The 22,868-nt window shown below is 72.3% G+C and carries 18 protein-coding genes; 12 read left to right on the top strand and 6 right to left on the bottom strand.

The window, feature by feature from the left end; genetic code table 11:
- The first annotated feature begins 167 nt into the window (after positions 1 to 167).
- Positions 168 to 1,370, top strand: a complete 1,203-nt coding sequence (locus tag ACFV9W_RS13630; protein WP_385759347.1) for a type ISP restriction/modification enzyme — start codon at positions 168 to 170, stop codon at positions 1,368 to 1,370.
- Positions 1,371 to 1,388: 18 nt separating this feature from the next.
- Here the strand turns inward: ACFV9W_RS13630 and ACFV9W_RS13625 are convergent, their stop codons facing one another.
- Entirely contained in the window at positions 1,389 to 2,099 is a 711-nt protein-coding gene (locus ACFV9W_RS13625; protein WP_385759345.1) for a TetR/AcrR family transcriptional regulator, read from the bottom strand.
- A 63-nt stretch (positions 2,100 to 2,162) separates the two neighbouring features.
- Here ACFV9W_RS13625 and ACFV9W_RS13620 point away from each other — a divergent pair, with 63 nt between their 5' ends.
- Positions 2,163 to 3,149, top strand: a complete 987-nt coding sequence (locus ACFV9W_RS13620) for an ATP-binding cassette domain-containing protein (RefSeq protein ID WP_385759342.1) — start codon at positions 2,163 to 2,165, stop codon at positions 3,147 to 3,149.
- Positions 3,146 to 3,931, top strand: a complete 786-nt coding sequence (locus ACFV9W_RS13615) for an ABC transporter permease (protein ID WP_385759339.1) — start codon at positions 3,146 to 3,148, stop codon at positions 3,929 to 3,931. Before ACFV9W_RS13620 ends, ACFV9W_RS13615 begins: the two co-directional genes overlap by 4 nt.
- Before the next feature lie 15 nt (positions 3,932 to 3,946).
- Here the strand turns inward: ACFV9W_RS13615 and ACFV9W_RS13610 are convergent, their stop codons facing one another.
- From ACFV9W_RS13610 to sigK, 4 genes are all read right to left on the bottom strand, one after another.
- Positions 3,947 to 5,686 carry an amidohydrolase gene (locus tag ACFV9W_RS13610; RefSeq protein WP_385759336.1) on the bottom strand — a complete coding sequence of 580 codons (1,740 nt, stop codon included), beginning with the start codon at positions 5,684 to 5,686 and terminating at the stop codon, positions 3,947 to 3,949.
- A gap of 273 nt (positions 5,687 to 5,959) precedes the next feature.
- The gene (locus tag ACFV9W_RS13605) at positions 5,960 to 6,229 is read right to left on the bottom strand and encodes a hypothetical protein (RefSeq protein ID WP_385759333.1); all 270 of its coding nucleotides are present in this window, start codon (positions 6,227 to 6,229) and stop codon (positions 5,960 to 5,962) included.
- A gap of 126 nt (positions 6,230 to 6,355) precedes the next feature.
- Positions 6,356 to 7,090, bottom strand: coding sequence for an anti-sigma factor domain-containing protein (locus ACFV9W_RS13600; protein WP_385759329.1), 735 nt, complete (start codon positions 7,088 to 7,090; stop codon positions 6,356 to 6,358).
- A gap of 8 nt (positions 7,091 to 7,098) precedes the next feature.
- Positions 7,099 to 7,641: an ECF RNA polymerase sigma factor SigK gene (gene sigK / locus ACFV9W_RS13595; RefSeq protein ID WP_385759326.1), complete on the bottom strand. Its 543-nt coding sequence runs from the start codon at positions 7,639 to 7,641 to the stop codon at positions 7,099 to 7,101.
- A 296-nt stretch (positions 7,642 to 7,937) separates the two neighbouring features.
- Here sigK and ACFV9W_RS13590 point away from each other — a divergent pair, with 296 nt between their 5' ends.
- The 4 genes from ACFV9W_RS13590 (at position 7,938) to ACFV9W_RS13575 (ending at position 14,313) form a co-directional block, all read left to right on the top strand.
- A complete protein-coding gene (locus tag ACFV9W_RS13590) occupies positions 7,938 to 9,494 on the top strand; it encodes a DUF4331 domain-containing protein (RefSeq protein ID WP_385759865.1) in 1,557 nt (518 codons plus the stop codon).
- Between the two features lie 136 nt (positions 9,495 to 9,630).
- On the top strand, positions 9,631 to 10,989 hold the full coding sequence (locus tag ACFV9W_RS13585) for a tetratricopeptide repeat protein (RefSeq protein WP_385759323.1): 1,359 nt from the start codon (positions 9,631 to 9,633) through the stop codon (positions 10,987 to 10,989).
- Positions 10,986 to 12,578, top strand: coding sequence for a nickel transporter (locus ACFV9W_RS13580; RefSeq protein WP_385759320.1), 1,593 nt, complete (start codon positions 10,986 to 10,988; stop codon positions 12,576 to 12,578). The genes ACFV9W_RS13585 and ACFV9W_RS13580 overlap by 4 nt, the downstream gene beginning before the upstream one ends.
- A 49-nt stretch (positions 12,579 to 12,627) precedes the next feature.
- Complete coding sequence (locus ACFV9W_RS13575; RefSeq protein WP_385759318.1) at positions 12,628 to 14,313, top strand: serine/threonine-protein kinase; 1,686 nt, start codon at positions 12,628 to 12,630, stop codon at positions 14,311 to 14,313.
- A gap of 22 nt (positions 14,314 to 14,335) precedes the next feature.
- Here the strand turns inward: ACFV9W_RS13575 and ACFV9W_RS13570 are convergent, their stop codons facing one another.
- Positions 14,336 to 15,145, bottom strand: coding sequence for an SGNH/GDSL hydrolase family protein (locus ACFV9W_RS13570; protein WP_385759315.1), 810 nt, complete (start codon positions 15,143 to 15,145; stop codon positions 14,336 to 14,338).
- A 224-nt stretch (positions 15,146 to 15,369) separates the two neighbouring features.
- Here ACFV9W_RS13570 and ACFV9W_RS13565 point away from each other — a divergent pair, with 224 nt between their 5' ends.
- The 5 genes from ACFV9W_RS13565 to ACFV9W_RS13545 all read left to right on the top strand — a co-directional run bounded on the left by ACFV9W_RS13565 (position 15,370) and on the right by ACFV9W_RS13545 (position 22,747).
- Positions 15,370 to 15,780: a hypothetical protein gene (locus ACFV9W_RS13565; RefSeq protein ID WP_385759313.1), complete on the top strand. Its 411-nt coding sequence runs from the start codon at positions 15,370 to 15,372 to the stop codon at positions 15,778 to 15,780.
- Positions 15,781 to 16,175: 395 nt separating this feature from the next.
- Positions 16,176 to 17,006, top strand: coding sequence for a glycosyltransferase family 2 protein (locus tag ACFV9W_RS13560; protein WP_385759311.1), 831 nt, complete (start codon positions 16,176 to 16,178; stop codon positions 17,004 to 17,006).
- Positions 17,007 to 17,026: 20 nt separating this feature from the next.
- Positions 17,027 to 18,031: a glycosyltransferase family 2 protein gene (locus ACFV9W_RS13555; RefSeq protein WP_385759862.1), complete on the top strand. Its 1,005-nt coding sequence runs from the start codon at positions 17,027 to 17,029 to the stop codon at positions 18,029 to 18,031.
- A gap of 44 nt (positions 18,032 to 18,075) precedes the next feature.
- The gene (locus ACFV9W_RS13550; protein ID WP_385759860.1) at positions 18,076 to 18,885 is read left to right on the top strand and encodes a polysaccharide deacetylase family protein; all 810 of its coding nucleotides are present in this window, start codon (positions 18,076 to 18,078) and stop codon (positions 18,883 to 18,885) included.
- Entirely contained in the window at positions 18,878 to 22,747 is a 3,870-nt protein-coding gene (locus tag ACFV9W_RS13545; RefSeq protein WP_385759309.1) for a lipopolysaccharide biosynthesis protein, read from the top strand. Before ACFV9W_RS13550 ends, ACFV9W_RS13545 begins: the two co-directional genes overlap by 8 nt.
- Positions 22,748 to 22,868: the final 121 nt, after the last annotated feature.

Below are 22,868 nucleotides of genomic sequence, written 5' to 3'. Positions count from 1 at the left end.
CGCGCCTCAATCGCCGGCGGGGCTTGATGGATCGATCCCCGCCGGCGATTGATGGATCAAGCCCCGCGGGAGTTGGCATTTCAAGCCCCTGCGGCGATTGAGCAGCGGGGTCCGGGGCAGAGCCCCGAGAGCGCAACCACGGTGCCGTGAAAGAAGGGGGACGTACCATGCCGGGCGTGACGAACGACCCGCTCCTCGCGGAGCTCATGCCCTGGTCCGTCGCCCCGCTGCGCACGGGCCGCGGCTGGCCCGTCGCACCGGACGCCGCGTCCCTGAAGGCCCGTTGGAACGCCTTCGTGGCGGCAGGCCAGGACGAGCGCGCGGCCCTCCTCGTGCCCTCCCGCGCCCGCACCCTGCACACCGCCGCCGCCCAGCTCCCCGGCCAGCGCACCGGCACCGAGCCGCTCGCGCACGCGGAGGGCCCCTGCCCCGCCCCCGTCCCGCTGCTGCACGCCCCGTTCGACGAGCAGTGGCTCATCCCGGACCAGCGCCTGATCGACGCGGCGCGGCCCGAGCTGTGGCGGGTCGCGGACGACCGGCAGCTGTTCCTCGTGGAGCAGGGGTACGTGCCCGATGCCGGCGGCCCCGCGCTGCTCGCGTCCGCCGTGCTCCCGGAAGGGCGCTCCCCCGCGGGCCGGCCCGGCCGCATCCGCCCGCTGTACCGCCGCCCCGGCGGCGCGGAGCCGAACGTGGCGCCGGGCCTGCTCACCCACCTCTCCGGCGCGTACGACCGGGAGGTGACGGCGCCCGATCTGTTCGCGTGGATCCTGGCGGTGGGCGCCCGCGCCGGTTCCCCCGACATCCGCGTGCCGCTGCCGGACGACCCCGACGTATGGGCGCGCGGCGTCGAACTCGGCCGCCGTGTCCTGTGGTTGGAGCGGCGCGGCACGGACGCCGACCGCCCCAAGCTGCCCGGCGGCCGCCGCCCGTACGTGCGCGCCCCTCTGCCTGCCCGGCCCACGGAGATCGTCTACGACCGCGAGGAGGAGGCCCTGCTCGTCGGTGACGGGCGGGTGTCGCCGGTGCCCGCGGCGGCCTGGGACTTCCATGTCAGCGGGGTCCGGGTCCTGGAGCAGTGGTTCGCGCGCCGCACCGAGCCCGCCGAGCCGGGCACCCTCGCGGCCCTGCGCCCGGCGACCTGGCCGCAGCCGTGGACCTCGCAGCTCCTGGAACTCGTCACGGTCCTGACGCTGCTCGCGGAACTCGGCCCGCTTCAGGACGAGTTGCGACGGGCCGCGCTCGCGGATCCGATGACGGCCCAGGACCTGGAGCGGGCCCATGTGCTCCCCGTCCCGGAGGGGGCACGCCGCCCGGCCTCGGTCCTGGACCACCAGGAGGAAGGCCCGGGGGGCCAGTTCGCGATCGTGTGACCCGCCGGGGCGGGCGCGTCACCCGGCCGCGAACCCTTCCAGGGTCCGCCGCAGCGCCCGCTCGAACACCGCCTCCAGGTCGATGGGGCCGGCGTCCTCGGCGAACGACGCCGCGAGGCGCGGATAGCGGCCCGAGGCCACCTGCTCGCCCAGGTAGGCGATGCGCACGGCCTGTTCCCGCTCGGCGCTCCACGGCAGGGAGCGGGTCCGCTCGACCGTGGCGATCTCGTTGGCGACGTACGTCGTGACCACGCTGGTCACCGCCGCCACCAGCTCCATCTTCGTGCCGTACGGCAGGTCGAGCGGGTCGAGGCAGGTCAGGCAGTACTCCAGGTACGCGAGCGCGTTCGGGCTGAACCCGTAGACCGGTGACATCAGGCCGGGCAGCCAGGGATGCCGGTGCATCAGCGCCCGCGCCTGCCGGGCGAGGCCGAGCACGTCCGCCCGCCAGTCGCCGCTCGGCTCGGGGAACTCGTACTCGCCGCTGACGGCGTCGACCATCAGCTCGTACAGGTCCTCCTTGCGCGGCACGTAGTTGTACAGCGACATCGTGCCCATGCCCAGCTCGGCCGCGATCTTCCGCATGGACACCGCGTCGATGCCCTCGGCATCGGCGACGCGGACCGCCGTCGCCGCGATGTCGGCCCTGCTGTGCGCGGGCCTCGGCCCCCGCCCGGCGCGCTCGGGGCGCGCCCAGATCACTTCGGGTTCGGCCGCTCGGCCCGCCATTGATCATCACCTCGCGCACCATCCTAGTTACGTACACCGTACGTAGTGCGCTACGGTGGGGCCATGACTTCTACGTACGCTGTACTTAGTGAGGGTCTGGAGAAGCGCTTCGGCAAGGGGCCGAAGGCCGTGCACGCCGTGCGGGGCCTTGATCTGGCGGTCCGCGAGGGCACGGTGTGCGGCCTGCTCGGGCCGAACGGGGCGGGCAAGACGACCGCGGTCCGGCTGCTCACGACCCTGCTCCGCCCCGACGCCGGCACCGCGCGTGTCGCCGGGCACGACATCGCCGCCGACCCGCAGTCCGTCCGCCGCCGCATCGGCGTCACCGGCCAGTACGCCTCGGTCGACGGCGACCTCACGGGCCGCGAGAACCTGCGGCTGTTCGCCCGCCTGCTGCGCGCGCCGCGCGCCCGCACCCGCGCCGACGAGCTGATCGAGCGCTTCGAGCTGACCGAGGCCGCCGACCGCCCGGCCCGTACGTACTCCGGAGGCATGCGCCGCCGCCTCGACCTGGCCGCGAGCCTGATCACCCGGCCCGCCGTGCTCTTCCTCGACGAGCCGACGACCGGCCTCGACCCGCACAGCAGGAACCGCATCTGGGAGGCCGTGCGCGAGCTGTCCGGCGAGGGCACGACCGTCGTCCTCACCACCCAGTACCTGGAGGAGGCCGACCAGCTCGCCGACGACATCGTGCTGATCGACGACGGCCGCGCCGCCCACTCGGGCACCCCCGCCGACCTCAAGGCACAGATCGGGCGCTACCTGGAAATCTCGGTGGGCGTCGTGGCGCAGGACGCGGGCGAGCAGGCGCTGCACGCCGCCGCCGTCGTCCTCGACCAGCTCACGGGTGCCCGGCCCAGCGTGGACGCCGAGCGCCGCACCGTGGGCGCCGTCGTCCTCGACCCGGCGGTCACCCTCCCCCGCGTCGTGCGCGAACTCGACGCGTCCGGCGTCCCGTTGCTCGACGCGACGCTGCGCCCGCCCACCCTCGACGAGGTGTTCCTGCGCCTCACCGTCACCGGCCACGAGACCCAGGAGGTCGCCGCATGAGCACCGCCATCCTCTACGACGGCACGGCCATGCTCGGCCGGCACCTCCAGCGCGTGCGGCACGCCCCGGCGATCCTGATCATGACGCAGACGATGCCGATCGTGTTCCTGCTGTTCTTCGGCTACGTGTTCGGCTCGGCGCTCGCCATGCCGGGCTCGGACTACCGGGCGTTCCTGGTGCCGGGGATGCTGGTGGCGACCGCGGCCAACGGGATCATGACCGGGATGTTCGGCGCCGCCCAGGACTCGCACCGGGGCGTGATGGACCGCTTCCGGACGCTGCCGATGAGCCGGGCCGCGGTGCCGCTCGGGCAGGCCGTCGCCGATCTGCTGACGACGGCGGTCGGGCTCGTGCCGCTGGTGCTCGTGGGGCTCGCGATGGGGTGGCGGATCGAGGGCGGTCTGCCGGGCGCGCTCGGCGCGTTCGGGCTGCTGCTGCTCTTCCGGTTCGCGACGACCTGGGTGGGCATCCTGCTCGGCCTCGCCTCCGGGAGCGAGGAGGCGGCGGGGCAGCTCGGCAGCGCGACCTTCATGCTGCCGCTGCTGTCGAACGCGTACATTCCCACTGACGGGATGCCGGGCTGGGTCCGCACCCTCGCCGAGTGGAACCCGATCAGCGCGGTGGCCACGGCCGTGCGCGAGCTGTTCGGCAACGCGCCGGTGCCGCACGGCGCGGCCTGGCCCGTGACGCACCCGGTGGCGGGCTCGCTGGCGTGGTGCGCGGTGCTGCTCGCGGTGTGCGTGCCGCTCGCCGTCCGCCGCTGTGCGCGCGGCGAACGGTGAACGGACCGCACGCGGCTACTTCTGCGGCTCCAGGGCCGGGCCGAGCGAGGAGAACTTCTCCTGGGACACGACCCGCTTCGGCGGCCAGGTGATGTTGTCCGGCGGCCACTTCTGCCCGGTCTTCTTCAGGAACCACTCCGGCGGCTCGTACATGGGCGGCTCATAGCCGTCGGGGATCGCCGTCTTCCACTCGACGCCCTTCGTACGGTCCTTGAACTCGTCCTTGATCGCCTTGAGCCGCTCCGGCTGGGTGATCAGGTCGACCGCCGTGGCCGCCAGATACTTCGCGGCGGCGAGCACCGCGGCCTGTCCGGGCGCGGCGGCGGCGCAGGCGGCCGTCGACCAGGTGTGCATCTTCGTGCCGATCGGGGCGAGCGCGGAGCCCATCGACACGGTCGGCACGTTCCAGCTGATGTCCGCGACATCGGTGGAGCCGCCGCCGAGGAACACCGGGTCCGGCGGCTTGAGTTCGGCGACCTTGTCGTGCATCCCGGCCTCGGGGAGCCCCAGCGACTTCTGCAGGTCCTTCGCCAACTGGTGGGCCTGCGCGCTGAACTTCGGCGGGCCGATCTGCCGCATGTTCTCGTGCAGCAGCTCCGCGAAGGACTTCGACGGCAACTGGTTCCAGCAGGCCGAGGTGATGCGGTGCTGGACCTTCGTCTGCGAGGCCTTGGCGGCGGCCTCCGAGATCGCGATCACCTTGTCGAGCAGCACCTTGACGCGGGCGATGCTGCCCTCGCGGACGTAGTAGGAGATCTCCGCGATCTCTGGAGTGACATTGGGTATGTCTCCGCCGTTGTTGATCACCCAGTGGAGCCGGGCGCTCGGCGCCATGTTCTCCTCGCGCAGGAACTCCGACATGGTCGCCATCATCACGGCGGCGTCGAGCGCGGACTTGTTGCCGAGCGGGGTGCCGCCGTGCCCGGCCACGCCGAGGAAGGTGAAGGTCACGGCGGTCATGGCGTTGCTGGTGCCCCAGCCGGTGGCGTTGGCGGTGGAGGGGTGCCAGTCGAGGAAGGCGTCCAGGCCCTCGTACACGCCCTTGCTGACCGCGTACGTCTTGCCGATCAGGGTCTCCTCGGCGGTGGAGCCGAAGAACTTCACGGTGACGGGCAGCTTGTGCTTCTTCGCGGCCTGGGCGACGGCGGCGGCAGCGGCCGCCGCGGCGGTGCCGAGCGCGCAGTGCCCGCAGCCGTGTCCCGGGCCGTAGCTCGGCGCGAAGGGGTCGTGGATGTACTCGCGCGGGTCGTGGTGGCCTACGCCCTTGTTCTGGGAGAGGCCGGGCAGCGCGTCGTACTCGCCGCTGAAGCCGAGCACCGGGCCGCCGCTGCCGTAGGAGTAGGTGGCGGTGAACGCGGTCGGGAAGCCGGCCGTGCCGAACTTCACGTCGAATCCGGCCTGTTCGAGAAAGCCCGCCTCGGCGAGTGAGGAATTCCACTCGCGCAGCGACAGCTCGGCGTGTTCCCAGATCTCCTCGTTCAGGCCGGTGATGCGGGAGCTGTTGGCGCCGATCCAGCCGAGGGCGGCGGCCTTGGCGGGGCTGTCCTCCGCGAGCCCCTCGGGCGCCTCGTATTCGAGCGGGGCCGCGGCCGCGCCGTCCGAGGCGGCGGCCATCGCCGGGTCCGCCTGGGCGGTCATCGCGGCGGTGGTCACTCCGGCGGCGCCGAGCATCTGCATGATGCGGCGTCTGCTGATCTGCGGCCCGGACATGGCCTGGGGCATCTCGTGCTCGTGGTGGTCGTGCAGGTCACACACGCGTACCTCCGGGGGTGAGGTGGGTGTAGCTGTAACTGCCAACGACGATCACGCGCCACACTGGACCCTGGAGGTTGCCCCGTCAACATCCGTGCGTGACAAGGGCGTTACGCGACGTACAAGGACGCGGGCACGACAAAGGCCCGCATCGTCCTCCTTGCCGGAGTGTCCGCCGCGTGCCGTGGGGATGACGGTCGCTGTGATGCGCGGCGGTACACCGGACGGCGCGGAGGCGCGATACGGGCCTTGTCTCTTGCTGGGTCGGCCGTCCTTCTAGTGGCCGCCGAAAAGCGAGCGGCTGAGCCGACGCAGCGGCGCGAAGAGGGAGACCCTCCGCACGCGTGCGCGCACGCCACTGCGCTCGTGCGCCGTGTCCCGCGTGGTCAGCTCGCGCATCAGAGACGTCGCCTCCATCGTCTCGCGCTGCGGGACGGCAGGGCCGCCGAGCACCGAGAGATGGCGGTCGAGACGCGAACTGGTCGCACTGTTCCCGCAGGTAATCGCAGGCACTCGCGGCCTGCTGCGCACTGTTATCTGTTCCATGTCACTCCCCACCCGTACGAGGGCACCCGGCCCGGGCAGGTTAACCCTATCGCCCCAGCGCGACACTCGTGTATCCCGGTCGCGGTATTCACTTCCCTCGTAAGGGGGTTGACGGCTCGAAAGCGATCACTCTCCGAATCCGACTGATTCCAGGGCGAGTTGGACAAGTGGGGCTTCCGTGGGCCGTTCTGAGCCGCCGTCCGGCTCGGTCGTGACAGCGAGTGAGGAGGCGTCCGGAGTCAAGCCGGTGGCCACCACGGGCGTGTCGGAGCCCGCGGCGGGCAGCAGACCGAGGGAGCGGGGCGGCGCCGAGGGCTCCATCAGCCACAGCTGGTGGACCCGGCCGCGGGGCGGCGGCCGGAGACCTGTGACAGTGATCACCGCGCTGCCCCGCTCCGGCGACGCGACCACGTTCAGGCCGTCGGCGCGCACGGCCCCGGCGTCCGGCGCCGCGAGCACCCGCGCCACCTCGCGCGCGGCGGCCCGTTGCGCGTCGAGCCGCTCCGAGGTGCGCTCCAGCTGTACGGCGAAGAGCGCGGCCACGGTGAGCGCGCCCGCCCCCGTGGCGACGCCGAGCGGAATCAGCAGTCCACGCGCGCGTGGTGCGACGCGGGGCCGCGGCTCCGCCGTGACCTGCTCGGTGTCTCGTACGGCGGTCAGGACCCGCTCGCGCAGTTCGGCGGGCGGGGCGACGGCGGCCGAGCAGGCGAGCCGCACGGAGCTCTCCGTGAGCGCGCGCACCTCGTCGGCGCAGGCGTCGCAGCGCTTCAAATGCCGCTCGAAGCGGGCGCGTTCGCGGTCCTCCAGGGCGTCGAGGGCGTAGGGCGCCACGAGGGAACGCGGCCGATGGGTCGAACGCATCCGGAGGTTCATGCGGCGTCCCCCAGGCAGGCGCGCAGCCGGGTGAGGCCGTCCCGCATCCGCGTCTTGACGGTGCCGAGCGGGACCGCGAGGCGTTGCGCGACCTCCCGGTAGGTGTAGCCCTCGTAGTAGGCGAGGGTCACGGAGCGGCGCTGGAGGTCGGTGAGGCCTTCGAGGCAGCGGCGCACCCACTCGCGGTCCAGGTTCGTCTCGACCTCCTCGGCGACCTCGTCGAAGGCGGTGCGGTGCCAGCGGCTCGCGGCCCGCTCCTCGCGCTCCCGGGACGCCCGGGCCTGCCGCACCCGGTCGACCGCTCTGCGGTGGGCGTGGGTGAGCACCCAGGCCATGGCGGTGCCCCGGCCGGGGTCGAAGCGGGCGGCGTCCCGCCACAGTTCGAGGAAGACCTCCTGGGTGACCTCCTCGGACTGGGCGGGGTCCCGCAGGACCCGGAGCACCAGCCCGTACACCGCGCCCGACACCGTTTCGTACAGCTCCTCGTACGCCCGTACGTCGCCCTGCCCGACCAGCGGCAGCAGTTTGTCCACCCGCATCGGTTCCCCTCCCGCTCGGCGGCGCGGCCCGGTGCCGCGCCGCCCCCACTACCTGGTTCGCGGCCGGGCCCGGTCCGGATCGGGGGCGCCGCGAGGTTTCGTGAGGGAAGTACGGGCGGCCGGCGGTCCACCGCCCAATCGGCGGCCGACCAATCGGCGGCCGACCAATCCGCCGGGCCCGGCGCGCCGAATGGCTTGGCGTCAACCGCACTTCGTGCACGGACCGCGTGAGGACGTAACCCATGACCTCTCAGTCAGCGAAGCCATCGAAGACACCGGCTTCGGCAAGCCCCGACATGGCGCGCGGCACGCCCCGCGTGCGAATGCGGCGCCAGGGACTGGCGCTCCTGGTCTGCGGCGGCCTCGCCGCGGGCGGTCTCGTGGCCGCGGGCGCGACCGGCGTCGGCCCGCAGCGGGCCGAGGCCTCCAGCCACCGCGAGGCCCCCCTGATCTCGGGCCAGCCCCAGTACGACAACACGGACGTGTACGCGTTCGTGAGCCCCGACAAGCCGGACACCACGACCCTCGTCGCCAACTGGACGCCCTTCGAGGAGCCCGCGGGCGGACCGAACTTCTACCCGTTCCCCGAGGACGCCCAGTACGACGTCCACATCGACAGCGACGGCGACGCGCAGGGCGATCTGCTGTACCGGTGGACGTTCCACACCCAGACGAAGAACGGCGACACGTTCCTCTACAACACCGGCCCCGTGGAGAGCCTCGACGACCCGGATCTGAACGTCACGCAGACCTACGACATCGACCTGTTGCGCCTGAAGGACCAGAAGGTCGTGTCGAAGTCGAAGATCGCCGACAACGCCCCGGTGGCGCCTTCGAACGTCGGCAAGGCGTCGATGCCCGACTACAAGAAGCTCCGCGACCAGGCGGTGAAGAAGGTCGGCGGCGGCGTCACCTCGTACGTGGGCCAGGCCGACGACCCGTTCTTCCTCGACCTGCGCGTCTTCGACCTGCTGTACGGCGGGAACCTCTCGGAGGTCGGCCGGGACACCCTCAAGGGCTACAACGTCAACACCGTCGCCCTCCAGGTGCCCACCGCGTTCCTGACGGAGTCGAAGGACCAGCCGGTCATCGGCGTGTGGTCGACGACACAGCGCAAGGACGCCCAGGGCGACTGGAAGCAGGTGTCACGGCTCGGCAGCCCGCTGGTCAACGAGGTCGTCAACCCGCAGAAGGTCAAGGACCGCTTCAACGCGTCCTCGCCGTGGAACGACGCCCAGTTCCTGCCGTTCGTGACCGAGCCCGAGCTGCCCAAGCTGATCGAGTCGATCTACAAGATCAAGGCTCCGAAGACACCGCGCAACGACCTGGTGGACGTCTTCCTCAAGGGCGTGAAGGGGCTCAACCAGCCGCCGGGCGTGCGCCCCTCGGAGATGCTGCGCCTCAACACATCCATACCGCCGACGAGTTCACCGAAGCGGCTCGGCGTGCTGGAAGGCGACAAGGCGGGCTTCCCGAACGGCCGTCGGCTCGCCGATGACGTCGTGGACGCCGAGCTCCAGGTCGTCGAGGGCGAGCTCCTCGGCAAGAAGAACGACCTGGGCGACGCCGTCGACGCCAACGACAAGAAGTTCGAGTCGTCGTTCCCGTACGTGGCGCTGCCCACGGAGGGTTCGCGCGGGCCGCTCGCCAAGACCGAGTCGCAGAGCGACACCGAGGTCCGCGACCAGCTCACCGGCAGCTCGGTGTCCTCGGGCTCCGGCGACGACGACACGCTCGTGCTGGCCTCCGCAGCGGCGGCAGGCGCCGGCTTCCTGCTGATCGGCACCGGGCTGTTGTGGTGGCGCGGCCGGAGCAGGCGGCGGGCGGGGTTCGAGCCGCCGTTCTCCGCGTGAGCCGTCCCCTCGGACCGGCGCGGCCCGCGTGCCTGAACTCCACACCGCGGGCCGCGCCTCCCACCTGTCTCTTTGTCTCTTCGTCCCTTCATCTCTCGGAACTTCGTCTCTCTGAACCTCGTCCCAAGGAGCGCGCATGCAGGCCTTGTCCGGCAAGGGGATCAGGGCGTCCGGGCTCGGGCGGCTGCTCGCCCTGGGTGCCGCGCTCGCCCTCGCCATCACCGCGGGCGCCCTGATCGCCGACGACGGCTCCCCGCCGAGGGCCGTGACCACGGGGACCATGCCGAACCCGGCACCGGCCCGGCTCGCCTCGGGCGATCTCGACCGGGGCGTCGCCGAGCTGCAGAAGCGCCTGAAGGCCCGGCCCAAGGACTACGCGTCGTGGGCTTCGCTCGGCACCGCCTACGTCGAGCAGGCACGAGTGAGCGCGGACCCGTCCCGCTACCCGCAGGCCGAGCGGGCGCTGGCCCGCTCCCTGGAGCTGCGGCCCGGCAACGACCCGGCGCTCGCCGGCCGGGCCGCGCTCGCCGCGGCCCGGCACGACTTCGACGGCGCGCTGCGCCACGCCCGCGAGGCCCTCGCCAGCAACCCGTACAGCGAGGCGGCCCTCGCGCTGCGCGTCGACGCGCTCGTCGAACTCGGCGACTACAAGGGCGCGTCGAAGGCCGCCGACGAGGCCGACTCGCGCCGCCCCGGCATCCCGTCCTTCACCCGCTTCGCATACGTGCACGAGCTGCGCGGCGACGCCACCACCGCCCGCAAGGTCCTGGAGCGGGCCCTCGCCTCGTCCACGGCGCCCGGCGACGTGTCGTACGTGGCGACGTCGCTCGGCCAACTCGCCTGGCGGCAGGGCGAGTACAAGACCGCGCTGCGCCACTACGCGACGGCGCTGCGCGCGGACCCGGACGCCGTCGCCGCCCTGGAGGGGCGCGGCAGGGCGCGGGCCGCGAGCGGGGACACGGCGGGCGCGATCCGTGACCTGAAGGACGTCGTGGCGCGCGCCCCGCTGCCGAGCGCGCTGGTGGAGCTCGGCGAGCTCTACGAGACGCGCGGCGAGAAGAAGGCGGCTGAGCGGCAGTACGCCCTCGTCGGCACGTGGCTGCGGCTCGCGCGCGCGGGCGGCGTCGACGTCGACCTGGACATCGCGCTCGCCGCGACGGAGCACGGCGACCGGGCCGCGGGCCTCAGGGCGGCGCGCGCCGAGTGGCAGCGCCGGCACACCGTGCACACGGCGGACGCGCTCGCCTGGGCGCTGCACATGGCGGGCCGCGACAAGGAGGCGCTGCCGTACGCGCGGCGGGCCACGGCGACCGGCTTCGGCGAGGCCGCGTTCCTCTACCACCAGGGCGTGATCGAACTGGCCGCGGGCGACCGGGCCGAGGGCCGCGAGCTGCTGCGCGAGGCGCTGGACCGCAACCCCGGGTTCTCGCCGCTGGGCGCGAAGGCGGCGCGGGCGGCCCTTGACGGGGCCACGGGGAAGGGGGCCTCGCGATGAGGCGCTGGAAGCGGTACGTCGTCCTGCCCACGGCTCTTGGTGCCGCCTCGGTGGGGCTCCTCCTGGCCGCGTCCCCGCAGGCCTCCGCCCACCCGCTCGGCAACTTCACGGTCAACCACTACGACGGGCTGCTCGTCCGCCCCGGCACCCTGCGCGTGGACCACGTGGAGGACCTGGCCGAGATCCCGACGCAGCAGGTGCGGCCCGAACTCGCCGCGCGGGGGCGGCAGGCGTGGGCGAAGGAGCGCTGCGCGAGCGCCGCGCGGCGCGCCGAGGCCGAGGTCGACGGACGCCGGGCCGCCCTCGCCGTGCGGACCGCCGACGCGGTGCTCCGACCCGGTCAGGCGGGCCTCAGGACGCTGCGCGTGGAGTGCGCGTTCACGGCGCCGCTGCCGCGCGGGGACGAAGCCGGGAAGGTCCGCGTCGAGCTGCGCACCGGCGCGGCCGAGGGGCCGGGCTGGCGCGAGATCACCGCGCGCGGCGACCGGACGACGCTGACGGCGTCGAACGTGCCCGCCACGTCGATCTCGGACCGGCTCACGCGCTACCCGAAGGACCTGCTGTCCTCTCCCCCGGACCGGACCTCCGCCACGTTCACGGCCGTGCCCGGCGGCCCTGCGGCCCCGGCCGAGGGGGATCGCGCGGCCGGTTCCGAGGTCCTCCCGCGCGGCGCCGACCGCTGGACCGAGGCCCTCACCAATCTGGTGTCGCGGCACGAACTCGGCCCCGGCTTCGCCGCGTTGGCCCTCGGTATCGCGCTGCTCCTCGGCGCGCTGCACGCGCTCGCGCCCGGTCACGGGAAGACCCTGATGGCGGCGGCAGCGGCGGCCCGCAGCCGGGCCAGGCTGCGCGACGTGCTGCCGCTCGCCGCGTCCGTGACGGTCACCCACACCCTCGGCGTGATCGCGCTCGGCATCCTCGTCACGGCCGGCTCCTCGGCCGCGCCCTCGGTGGTCGCCTGGCTGGGCCTGGCGAGCGGCGTACTGGTCACGGCGGCCGGGGTGGGCCTGCTGCGCAGGGCGTGGCGGTACCGCAGGGCGGCACGGGCACACGCGCATGACCACGGCCATGATCACGGCCACGACCATGCGCACGAGCACGAGCACACGCATGACCACGAGCACGAGCACGAGCACAGCCACGCCCACCCGCACCCGCACCCGCACCCACACCCGCACCCACACCCGCACCCGCACCCGCACCCGCGCCCGCGCCCGCACCCGATGCCTCAACCCACCCTCCGTGGAACGCTGTTCCTCGGGTTCGCCGGAGGCCTCGTGCCCAGTCCGTCGGCCGTCGTCGTCCTCGTCGGCGCCTCCGCGCTCGGCAAGGCGTGGTTCGGCCTGCTGCTCGTGTTCGGTTACGGTGCCGGGCTCGCGCTCACCCTCACCGCCGTCGGTTTCACGGTGGTGCGGATCGGCGGCCGGATCACGCAGGCGCTCGCCGGTCTGCCGCGCCCCGGACGCGGACCGCTCACCGCGTTCGTACGCCGCGGTCTGAGCCGCGCGGTGCCGTTCGGCTCCGCCTTCGTCGTCGTGGCCCTCGGCTGCGGATTGGTGTTCAGGGGGGCGGCAACGGCGCTCGGTTGAGCTACTTTTGTTCAGACTTGTCGTGCCGCGCTTGCTTGTCTTCCCACGAATGGGGGCGCCCGTGGTTGAGCGTGTGGTCGCCGGAAGGTACCGGCTGCTCGACCCGCTCGGCGAGGGCGGCATGGGCACCGTGTGGCGGGCCCGCGACGAGGTGCTCGGGCGCGAGGTCGCCGTGAAGGAGGTGCGCGCGCCCCATGGCCTGCCGGACGCCGATGTGCAGCGGATGTACGCGCGCCTGGAGCGCGAGGCGTGGGCGTCGGCGCGGATCACGCACCGCAACGTCGTGACGGTGTACGACGTGGCCACCGACCAGCAACGGCCGTGGGTGGTCATGGAGTTGGTCCGCGGCCTCTCCCTCGCCGAGCAGCTGGACGCGGAGGGCCCGATGCCCCCGGCCCGCGCGGCGCACATCGGCGCCGAGGTGCTCGCCGCGCTGCGCGCCGCCCACGGCGTGGGCGTGCTGCACCGCGACGTGAAGCCCGCCAACGTCCTCCTGTCGAACGACGGCAGGGTCGTCCTCACCGACTTCGGCATCGCCATGGTCGAGGGGACCCAGGCCCTCACCATGACGGGCGAGGTCATCGGCTCCCCCGAATTCCTCGCCCCCGAGCGGGCGTTGGGGCGCACACCGGGACCCGAGTCGGACCTGTGGTCGCTCGGTGTGCTGCTGTACGCGTCCGTCGAGGGGCACTCGCCGTTCCGCCAGGACACCCCGCTGAGCACGCTGCGGGCCATCGTGGACGAGGAGCTGCCGCCGCCGCACCGGGCGGGTCCGCTGACGCCGGTGATCGAGGGGCTGCTGCGCAAGGATCCGGCCGAGCGGACCCCGGTGTCCGACGCCGAGCGGGACCTGCGCATCATCGGCTCGGGCGGCACCCTGCGCGCGGGCCCCGTGCAGGCCTCGCCGCTCGCGTCGCAGCCGACGGTGACCTCGATGCAGTCGCCCGCAGCCACGCCTCCCCCGACGCCCGTCCCGGCGGGCTCGACGGGGACGGCCGCCACGACACCCGTCACGGCCCAGTCCGACCCCCGCTATCCGCGCCGCGCCTCGATGGCCATGATCGCGGGCATCGTGGTCCTCCTCCTCGCCATCGGAGGACTCACGTACGCCCTGCTGAACCGCGACTCGGACCCCAACAACGGGACCTCGAACAACGGCGGCGGCACATCCGGAGGCGGGAACGGCGGAGACACCACGGGCGGCGACACCGGCGGCAGTGGCGGCAGCGGCGGAAGCAGCGGAGGCGGCGGGACGACCGGTGACAACAATGGAGGCGACGGCGGCTCGGGCAACGGAGGAAGCGGCGGCGACGGCGGTTCCGGCAGCGGCGGCCACACGACCGCGCCGGCGCAGTCCGTCAAGGTCAATGTCCGTGCGGTGCGCGGCAGTTACTCGGGCCCGTGCCCGCCACCGGCGGCGGCCGCCCCTGCGTTCAGCGCGACGATCACGCTGGGCCGCGTCCCGGCCTCCGTGCAGTACCGCTGGGTGGTGCGGGGCGGCGAGGCGTCCGACCCCGGCTGGAAGACGCTGAGCGTCCCCAAGGGCGCCGCGAACAAGGCCCGTACGGTCACCACCACGCAGACGCGCTACGAGGAGGGCGGGACGCTGCGCGACCAGATCGGCGTCGAGGTGCGCAGCCCGCTGGCGGCGACGTCCAACTACGTCGCGTACGCGATCACGTGCGAGGTGGTGACCCCGACGAGCGGGGCCACCACCGGTTCGCCCACGTACTGAGGTACGCGTTCCTTGGTCCGCGTTACGCCGCGGACGCGAACACGGGCAGATAGCCGCCCGACTGTCCGGCGGCCGTGGGGTGGTACGACTCACCGATGTTCGACCAGTTGACGCTGTGCAGCCACGTGTCGCCGGAGCAGATCTCGTGCCCGGTGAACGCGCCGGTCACGTCGCCGAAGGCGAAGCCCCGGGTCGACGCGTTCTGCTTGATGGTGGAGTTGAGGAGGTCCGCGGCTCCGTTGATGGCCGAGCGCTCGTTCTCGGAGAGGCCCGCCACGCAGGTGCCGCTGAGCTTGTAGAAGCGGGGATAGCCGAGGACCACCACACGGGCGGCGGGGGCCTTCGTGCTGATCGCCGAGTAGACGTCGGAGAGCTTGCTCGGCAGGGTCGAAGTCACGTACGCGCGCGCCTGGTTGACGCGGTTGATGCAGGTGGACTCGGAGTACAGGACGCACGTCGTCATGACGTCGGCGAAGCCCGCGTCATTGCCGCCGACGGAGATCGAGACGAGCCCGGTGCCCGAGCCGAGCGGGCCGAGCTGACTGGCGATGACATCACCCGTACGAGCGCCCGAGCACGCGGTGAAATTAAAGCTTGAGGGTGAGTGGGCCGCCGCCCACAAGGCGGGGTACGCCTTCGTGGAGCGCTTGCAGGCGCCGCTGCCGGAGTCGTAGCTGCCGGCGCCGACACCGGAGGAGTAGGAGTCACCAAGGGCCACATAGCCCGTGGCGGCAGCGGAGTCGGAGGCTTGCGCGGCCGTCGCCCCGGTCAGGGCTGCCACCGCGGCAAGAGCGAAAGAGGAGACGTAGGCCGCAATCCGGAAAGATCTCATGGAACCTCCCTTTAGCAGGATCAGCAGGGTCTCTGCCGCCCACCGTTGTTGCAGGTTCATGTCAGGGGTATGACATACCCGCGGCCCGGCCGCGCTACGCCCGTAGAGCGTCCACCAACTGGCGGGAACGGGCGGGCAGTTACCCCGTCGACACCTTGACGCCGGACCGCGGACTGCGCCACATTGAAGCCCGGCATCCGGCGCTTCGGGGGGCAAAGTCGCCAATGCAGACCATCGGCATCAAGCCGTCGTCATCGGACGGCTCGCATCTGCTCGCGGGGGCGGGCGTCGTCGCGGCGGGCGCGGGGCTCGTCCTCGTGCTCTCGCACGCCGAATCCCCGCTGCGCGGACCGCTCGCGCTCTTCTTCCTGCTCGCCGCGCCCGGCGCCGCGTTCGCGGCCGCCCTGCGCGGACTCGACCCGTGGGCCAGGACGCTCGCCTCGACGGCCGGCGCGGTCGCGGTCGTCATGCTGGTCGCCCAGGGCATGCTCGCCGTGCACCGCTGGTCGGTGACCGGCGGAGTGCTCGCCGTGGCGATACTCAGCGCTTCCGCTTTTCTTGTGCAATGGATCGTCCGGCGGCTGCGCGGGGGCGCGGCCGAGGAGATCCGCAAACGGATCGGGAAAATCCACTAATGGGGACGGAAGCCAAGAGAATGGCCAAAACTATAAAAACGTGAGGCCTCGTTCCAGGTCTTGCCATACAGTCTCAATCATCAATACCGTCGTACATCCACCCGCATCGGACCGGCACGAAATGCGATCTAGGGGAGGGACCGAGATCGCGAAGGTCCGGAGCGGGGCGCGGCAGGGGGGTGCCGCGTTCCGGTGAGCCGCTCGCTTCGGCGTCCTGGGTCGCCGGGTCGCGTGCCGCGCGACCGGTCCGACAAACCGGTGTGTACAGCCAGCTCACCCGGCCCGCTCGGAGAGCTCTTCCGGCACGGCCGTCAGTGAGAACCCCCCTTTCGAACCGGACACGAAGCCGGACCGCCCGGGGGCGGGCGGTCCACCGGACGAGAGGGACCAGACTCATGAGCAGTTCCGTTGTGCCTCCGGTGATACCCGAGGGGACATCTCCGGAAGGCCGAATTCCCGCCCGTTATCGGGCCATCTCCACGCACCTGGCGATCGCGCCGCGGGTCAGCGTGGTCATTCCGGCCATGAACGAGGCGGAGAATCTTCCGTACGTCTTCAAGACCCTTCCCGACTGGATCCACGAGGTCGTTCTGGTGGACGGCAATTCCACCGACAACACCGTGGAAGTGGCCAGGGAATTGTGGCCGGAAGTCGTGGTCGTACCGCAGCGCGGAAAGGGCAAGGGGGATGCCCTGATCACCGGCTTCACGGCCTGCACCGGAGACATCATCGTCATGGTCGACGCGGACGGCTCCGCGGACGGCCAGGAGATCGTCTCCTACGTCTCCGCGCTCGTCTCGGGCGCCGACTTCGCCAAGGGCTCGCGGTTCGCCAACGGCGGCGGCACGGACGACATGACACCCATCCGCAAGCTCGGCAACTGGGCGCTGTGCTCGGCCGTCAACGCCAAGTTCGGGGCCCGCTACACCGACCTCTGCTACGGGTACAACGCGTTCTGGCGGCACTGCCTGGACGAGATCGAGCTCGACTGCACCGGGTTCGAGGTGGAGACCCTGATGAACATCCGGGTCGTCAAGGCCGGCCTGAGAGTTCAGGAGATACCGAGCCACGAGTACCTGCGCATCCACGGCGCCAGCAATCTGCGCGCCGTCCGCGACGGCCTGCGCGTGCTCAAGGTCATCATGAAGGAGCGCTCCAACCGGCGCGCCCTGCGCAGCCGGCAGTCCCCCGCGAAGCTCAACCTCGTGCGGGAGGACGGGTCTTGACGCAGCGACAGACCACGCGGATGACGGCGTCCGTCGTCATCTGCGTGTACACCGAAGACCGCTGGAGCGACATCCTCGCCGCCGTCGACTCCGTGCGCGCACAGTCGTACGCCGCCCTGGAGACGCTCCTCGTCGTCGACCACAATCCGGCCCTGCTTGAGCGCCTCGCCGAGGAGTTCGACGGCGCGGCGGACGTGGCGGTGCTCTCGAACGCCGGGCCGCGCGGGCTGTCCGCCGGGCGCAACACCGGGATCGCCGCGGCGCGCGGCGAGATCGTCGCGTTCCTCGACGACGACGCCGTCGCCGAGCGGGACTGGCTGCACTGGTTCGCCGACGGCTACGCCGACCCGCGCGTCCTCGCGGTCGGCGGACGCACCGAACCGATCTGGGCCTCGGGGCGCAGGCCCCTGTGGTTCCCGGAGGAGTTCGACTGGGTGGTGGGCTGCTCGTACAAGGGCCTGCCGCCCGGCAAGGTCGAGGTGCGCAACGTGCTCGGCGGCAACGCCTCCTTCCGGCGCACCGCCTTCGACATCGCGGGCGGCTTCGCGACCGGCATCGGCCGGGACGGCGACAAGCGCCCGCTGGGCTGCGAGGAGACGGAGCTGTGCATCCGGATCACGCGGGCGAGACCGGACGCGGTGCTCCTGATCGACGACCGGGCCGTCATCCACCACCGGGTGCCCGCGGCCCGCGAACGCTTCGCCTACTTCCGCACCCGCGCCTACGCCGAGGGCCTCTCCAAGGCCCTCGTCGCCCGAAGCGTCGGCGCCGACAAGGGACTTGAGACCGAGCGTGCCTACTCGACGCGGGTACTGCCCGCCGGAGCGGCGCGCGGCGTACGGGACTTCGCGCTCGGCCGGGCGGGCGGCGCGGGCCGCGCCGGAGCGATCGTGGCCGGTGTGCTGACGGCGGCCGGGGGCTACGCGCTCGGCAGCTGGCGGGCGCGCGGCGCGGGCGCCACGTTCACCGTGGCGGAGATCGCCGCGCCCGCGAAGGACGTCGGGAGAACGGAGGCGGCCGCGTGAGCGCCCAGCAGCGGAGGTCCGACGGCGGCCCCGTGCCGATCCTCATGTACCACGCCATGTCCTCCAACCCGAACCCCGAGACGCGCCAACTGTCCGTCTCCCCAAGCCAGTTCGCCGAACAGATGGAGCTGCTGGCCGACCGCGGCTGCACCCCGCTGACCACCGCCGAACTGGCCGGGATCTGGCGCGGCGGCGGGGCGCTCCCTGCCCGGCCCGTCCTGATCACCTTCGACGACGGCTACGAGGGCGTCCACACGCACGCCCTGCCAAGACTCGCCAAGCACGGCTTCGCGGCCACCCTGTTCGTCTCGACGGGGTGGCTGCGCGGCACGTACCACACCGGGGGCGGGCTCGACGCGATGCTCGACTGGAACCAGGTGCGGGCGCTCGCCGGGCAGGGCGTGGAGATCGGCGGGCACAGCCACACGCATCCGCAGCTCGACCAGCTCGACGACGCGGACCTGGAGTTCGAGCTGCTGCGCTGCCGGGAGATCGTCACCGGCGAGCTGGGCCGGGCGCCGGTCTCCTTCGCGTACCCGTACGGGCACTCCGACCGGCGGGTGCGGCAGGCGGTGCGCGCGGCCGGCTTCGCCCAGTCGCTCGCCGTGGGCAACGCGCTCGCCGCGCGCCGCCAGGGCCCGTACGCCCTGCGGCGGGTCACCGTGCGCCGCTCGACCGGTGTCACCGAGTTCGAGCGGCTCGTCGACGGCCGCGCCATCGGCCGCACCTTCGCCGCGGACCGTGCCCTCACCAAGGGGTACGCCGTGGTCCGCAGAGCCCGGCAGGCCCGCCGGAAGACGGCCGCCCTACTGCCCGGCCCGATCCGCCAGAAGGGCCCGAGCACCCGTGTCTGACACGACGACCGCCCGCGCCAAGGCCGACGGGGCCGCCACGACCGACGCCGGCTCCCCGGCCGCCGAGGGACGCCGGCTCAGGCTGCCCGGCATACGGCGCGGCAAGAAGGGCACAGAAGACGGCATGGGCGGTTCGGGGGGCGGGAGCCAGCTGTTCCGGAACGCCTATGCGCTGATGCTGAACACCGGCATCTCCGGCGTGCTCGGCGTCGGCTTCTGGCTGGCCGCCGCGCACTACTACACGGCGGACGCGGTCGGACAGGGCTCGGCGGCGATCGCGGCGATGAAGTTCCTCGCGGGGCTCACCGCCGTGACGCTGACCGGCGCGCTCGCCCGCTTCATCCCGATCGCCGGGCGCGCCACCGGACGGCTCATCTTCCGTACGTACGCGGGGAGTTCGGCGGCCGTCGCGCTCGCCGCGCTGCTCTTCCTGCTCACGCTCGACGTGTGGGGGCCCTCGTACCGGTTCCTGCACGGGACGCTGCACGGGCTCGGCTTCGTCGCCGCCGTCATCGCCTGGTCGCTGCTCACGCTGCAGGACGGGGTGCTCACCGGGCTGCGCAGCGCGCTGTGGGTGCCGGTGGGCAACACGGTGTTCTCGCTGGTGAAGCTGGGCCTGCTCGTCGCGTTCGCGGGCGCGCTGGCGACGACAGGGGTGTTCGTCTCGTGGGTCGTCGCGATCGCGTTCTCCGTGATCCCGCTCGGCCTGCTCGTGTTCCGGCGGCTCGTGCCGCGGCACATCGACGCCACGGACGGCAAGACCGAACCGCCCTCGCTGCGCGAGATGGGGCGCTTCCTCGCGGGCGACTACACCGGCTCGCTGTTCTCGCTCGCCGTCGTCTACCTGATACCGGTGATCATCGCCTCGCAGGTCAGCTCGGCGGACAACGCGTACTTCTACATCGCGACCACGATCGGCGGCACGGTCAACCTGCTGGCCATCAACATGGGTGCCTCGCTGACCGTGGAGGGCTCGCACGACCCGGCGCGGCTCGCGGCCCACGCCCGGATGGCGCTGCGCCGCATGGCCCGCATCATGCTGCCGATCTGCGCCCTGCTCTTTTTCCTCGCCCCGTACGTGCTGCACGTCTTCGGCGCCGACTACTCGGACGCGGCGACCCCGCTGCTGCGCTGGTTCGCGGTCGGGGCGGCGCTGCGGGTGGTCATGGAGACGTACTTCGCGGTGCTGCGCGCGCAGAGCCGCACATCCGGTCTCGCCTGGCTGCAGGGCCTGTTGTGCGTGCTCGTGCTCGGCCTCACCCTGCTGCTCCTGCCCCGGATGGGGCTCACCGGCGCGGGCGTCGCCGAGATCTCCTCGCTCGCGGTGATCGTGGCGATCGCCGCGCCGAAGCTGTGGCGTGTGGTGCGCACCGCGCCCCCCGAGTCGGCGCCCGTGGACGCGCCGCCCGACGGCGACCTCGCCGACCTGGGCACGCCGAAGGCGCACGCCGGCAAGGAGGAAGGACCCAAGTGGGCGCTGCGCGACGCGATGGACTCGGACACGCTGAAGCTCGCGGTGCAGCTGAACCTGGACCACCAGGAGCGCCGCCCCGACGTCCGCCCGGGTCCCGTGACACCACCGGCCGGTACCCACTTGCCCACGTGGGCGAGCAAGCCGCCGACGCCTGCTCCTGCCCCTTCTCCCGCTTCCGCTTCCGCCTCTGCCTCGGCCTCGCAGGCGTCGAGCGGCAGCCACGGGGAGGACGAATCGGCCCTCCTGCCCGATCCGCACCCAGAAGCCGTCGACCTGGCCTTCGAGCCCGACCTCGACCCGGACACCGACCCGGACCCGGACACCGGGCCGGAGCGCCCCGCCACACCGCCGGAGCCGGGCCGGCGCGCCCGGCTCACCCCCACCGTCGTCGTCCTCGCACTGCTGCTCGTGGCGGCCGTCGGCCTCTACTGGGGGCCCGTCCTCGGGATGGGCGAGCCGGATCTGGACCGGATGGGCGGGCTCGGACTGATCTCCGTGCTGTCCCCCGTGACCCTGCTCGGCGCTGCCCTGCTCATCGGCGTCTTCGCGTCGCTCCTGTGGCTCGAACGCCCGCACAAGCGGCTGCTGTTGCTCACCCTGCTCGCCACCGTCGTGTCGCTGCACGCGCTGCCCGCCGTCATCGAGGCGGAGCCCCGGTTCGCGACGGCCTGGCAGCACCTGGGCTTCATGGACTACATCGACCGCACCGGCTCCGCGGTCCCCGACCTGGACGCGCGCTGGAGCTGGCCGGGCTTCTTCGCCGCCGCCGCGTTCCTCGCGAAGGCCTGCGGCGTCAGCGATCTGACCGAGGTCATCCGCTGGTGGCCGACGGCCATCCAACTCCTCTACCTGGCCCCGATGTTCCTGCTGCTGCGCTCGATACGGGCGAGCTGGCGGGCCAAGTGGTCCGGTGTCTGGATCTTCGTCCTGAGCGGCTGGGTGGGCCAGGACTACTTCTCCCCGCAGGGCTTCACGTACCTCCTCTATCTGGTCTTCGTGGCGATCCTGCTGGTCTACTTCCGGGCGCCCCGGGTGCTGTGGGCGAAGCGGCGCCCCGGCGAGGCCGAGGTCGCGCCCACCGACAGGCGCCAGCGCGCGGTGCTGCTCGTCGTCCTGATCGCCCTGTTCGCGGCGACGGTCCCGGCGCACCAGCTGACCCCGTTCGTGATGCTGGGCGTCCTCGCGGTCCTCGTCGTGATCGGCAGGTCGGAACTGCGCGGCCTGCCGCTGCTGTTCGGCGTCATCGTCGTCGTCTGGCTGGGCTTCCTCGCCGAGCCGTACTGGTCGGGGCACTTCAATGAACTGTTCGGCGGGATCGGCGGCGTCGGCGGCAACGTGACCTCCTCCGTCTCCGGCCGTATCCAGGAGGGCAGTTCGAGCCACAAGCTCGTCCTCTACACGCGCGTGCTGCTCGCCGGCGCCGTGCTCGCCTTCGCCTGCTACGGCTGGTGGCGCCGCCACGACTGGAAGTACCGCGAGCGCTCCCTGGTCGTCCTCGCCTTCGTGCCGTTCCTGGGCTTCGGCATGCAGTCCTACGGCGGCGAGATGGCGCTCAGGGTCTTCATGTTCGCCCTGCCGGGCGTCGCGCTCCTCGCCGGGCTCGGGCTCTTCCCGCGCACCGGCGCCACGGCGAAGGAACGCGACAAGGACCGCATCAGCCTCGCCCCGCTGGCCGCGCTCATGGCGGGCCTGGTCCTCATGGGCGGGTTCCTGGTGGCCCGCTGGGGCAACGAGCCCTTCGAGCGGATCCGGCCCGGCGAGGTCGCGGCGATGGAGTACGTCTACGCACACGACAAGCCGACCGTGCGGCTGCTGTGGATGAGCAACGACACCGTCAACAACGTCACGCCCGCGATGCCGTGGGGCGCCCGCGACATGGAGAAGGTCAACTACGTCCCGACGCTCGCGCCCGTCGACCCGGTCCTGGTCGGCGGCCTGGTCAAGGCGCTCAAGGACGCGGGACCCAACTCGTACCTGATGCTCAACAAGAGCCAGGTCGTCTATCTCCAGATGGACGTCGGCTACTCCAAGGCCTGGCCCACGCGCCTCGTCGAGAACCTGGACCGGCGCGAGGAGCTGAAGAAGGTCTACGTCAACGCGGACGTGACCATGTACCAGCTGCGCAAGGAACCGGCGGGCAAGGCCGCGAAGGCCGATCCGGGGCCGATCGGACCGCAGATCACCTGGACGCCGTGGTCGCTGGTGGGCGCCCTCGCGGCGGTCGCCCTGATCGTGCTGCTCACGGCGCGCGAGGTGGTCCGGGTCGCACTGCGGCCGAGCGTGCGCCAACTGCGCTGGCTGCAGAGCACGTTCTGGTTCTCGCTGCCGCTGCTCGCGGTGGTGCTCGCGTCGCTGATCCAGCGGTTCATCACGATGGGGCTCAACTGACGATCCGGTGCGGGGGCTGCGGCGGTACTTAGACGCTATTTCAGTTGGTGAGATCTTGCGGCAGTCTGGGGTGATGACTGCCGCGCTTGTCGAACGGTTGGCGCCGGAAGATTTATGGACC

Source organism: Streptomyces sp. NPDC059897 (assembly GCF_042730865.1).
Lineage (GTDB): Bacteria > Actinomycetota > Actinomycetes > Streptomycetales > Streptomycetaceae > Streptomyces.
This window is presented reverse-complemented; position numbering and strand designations above follow the sequence as displayed.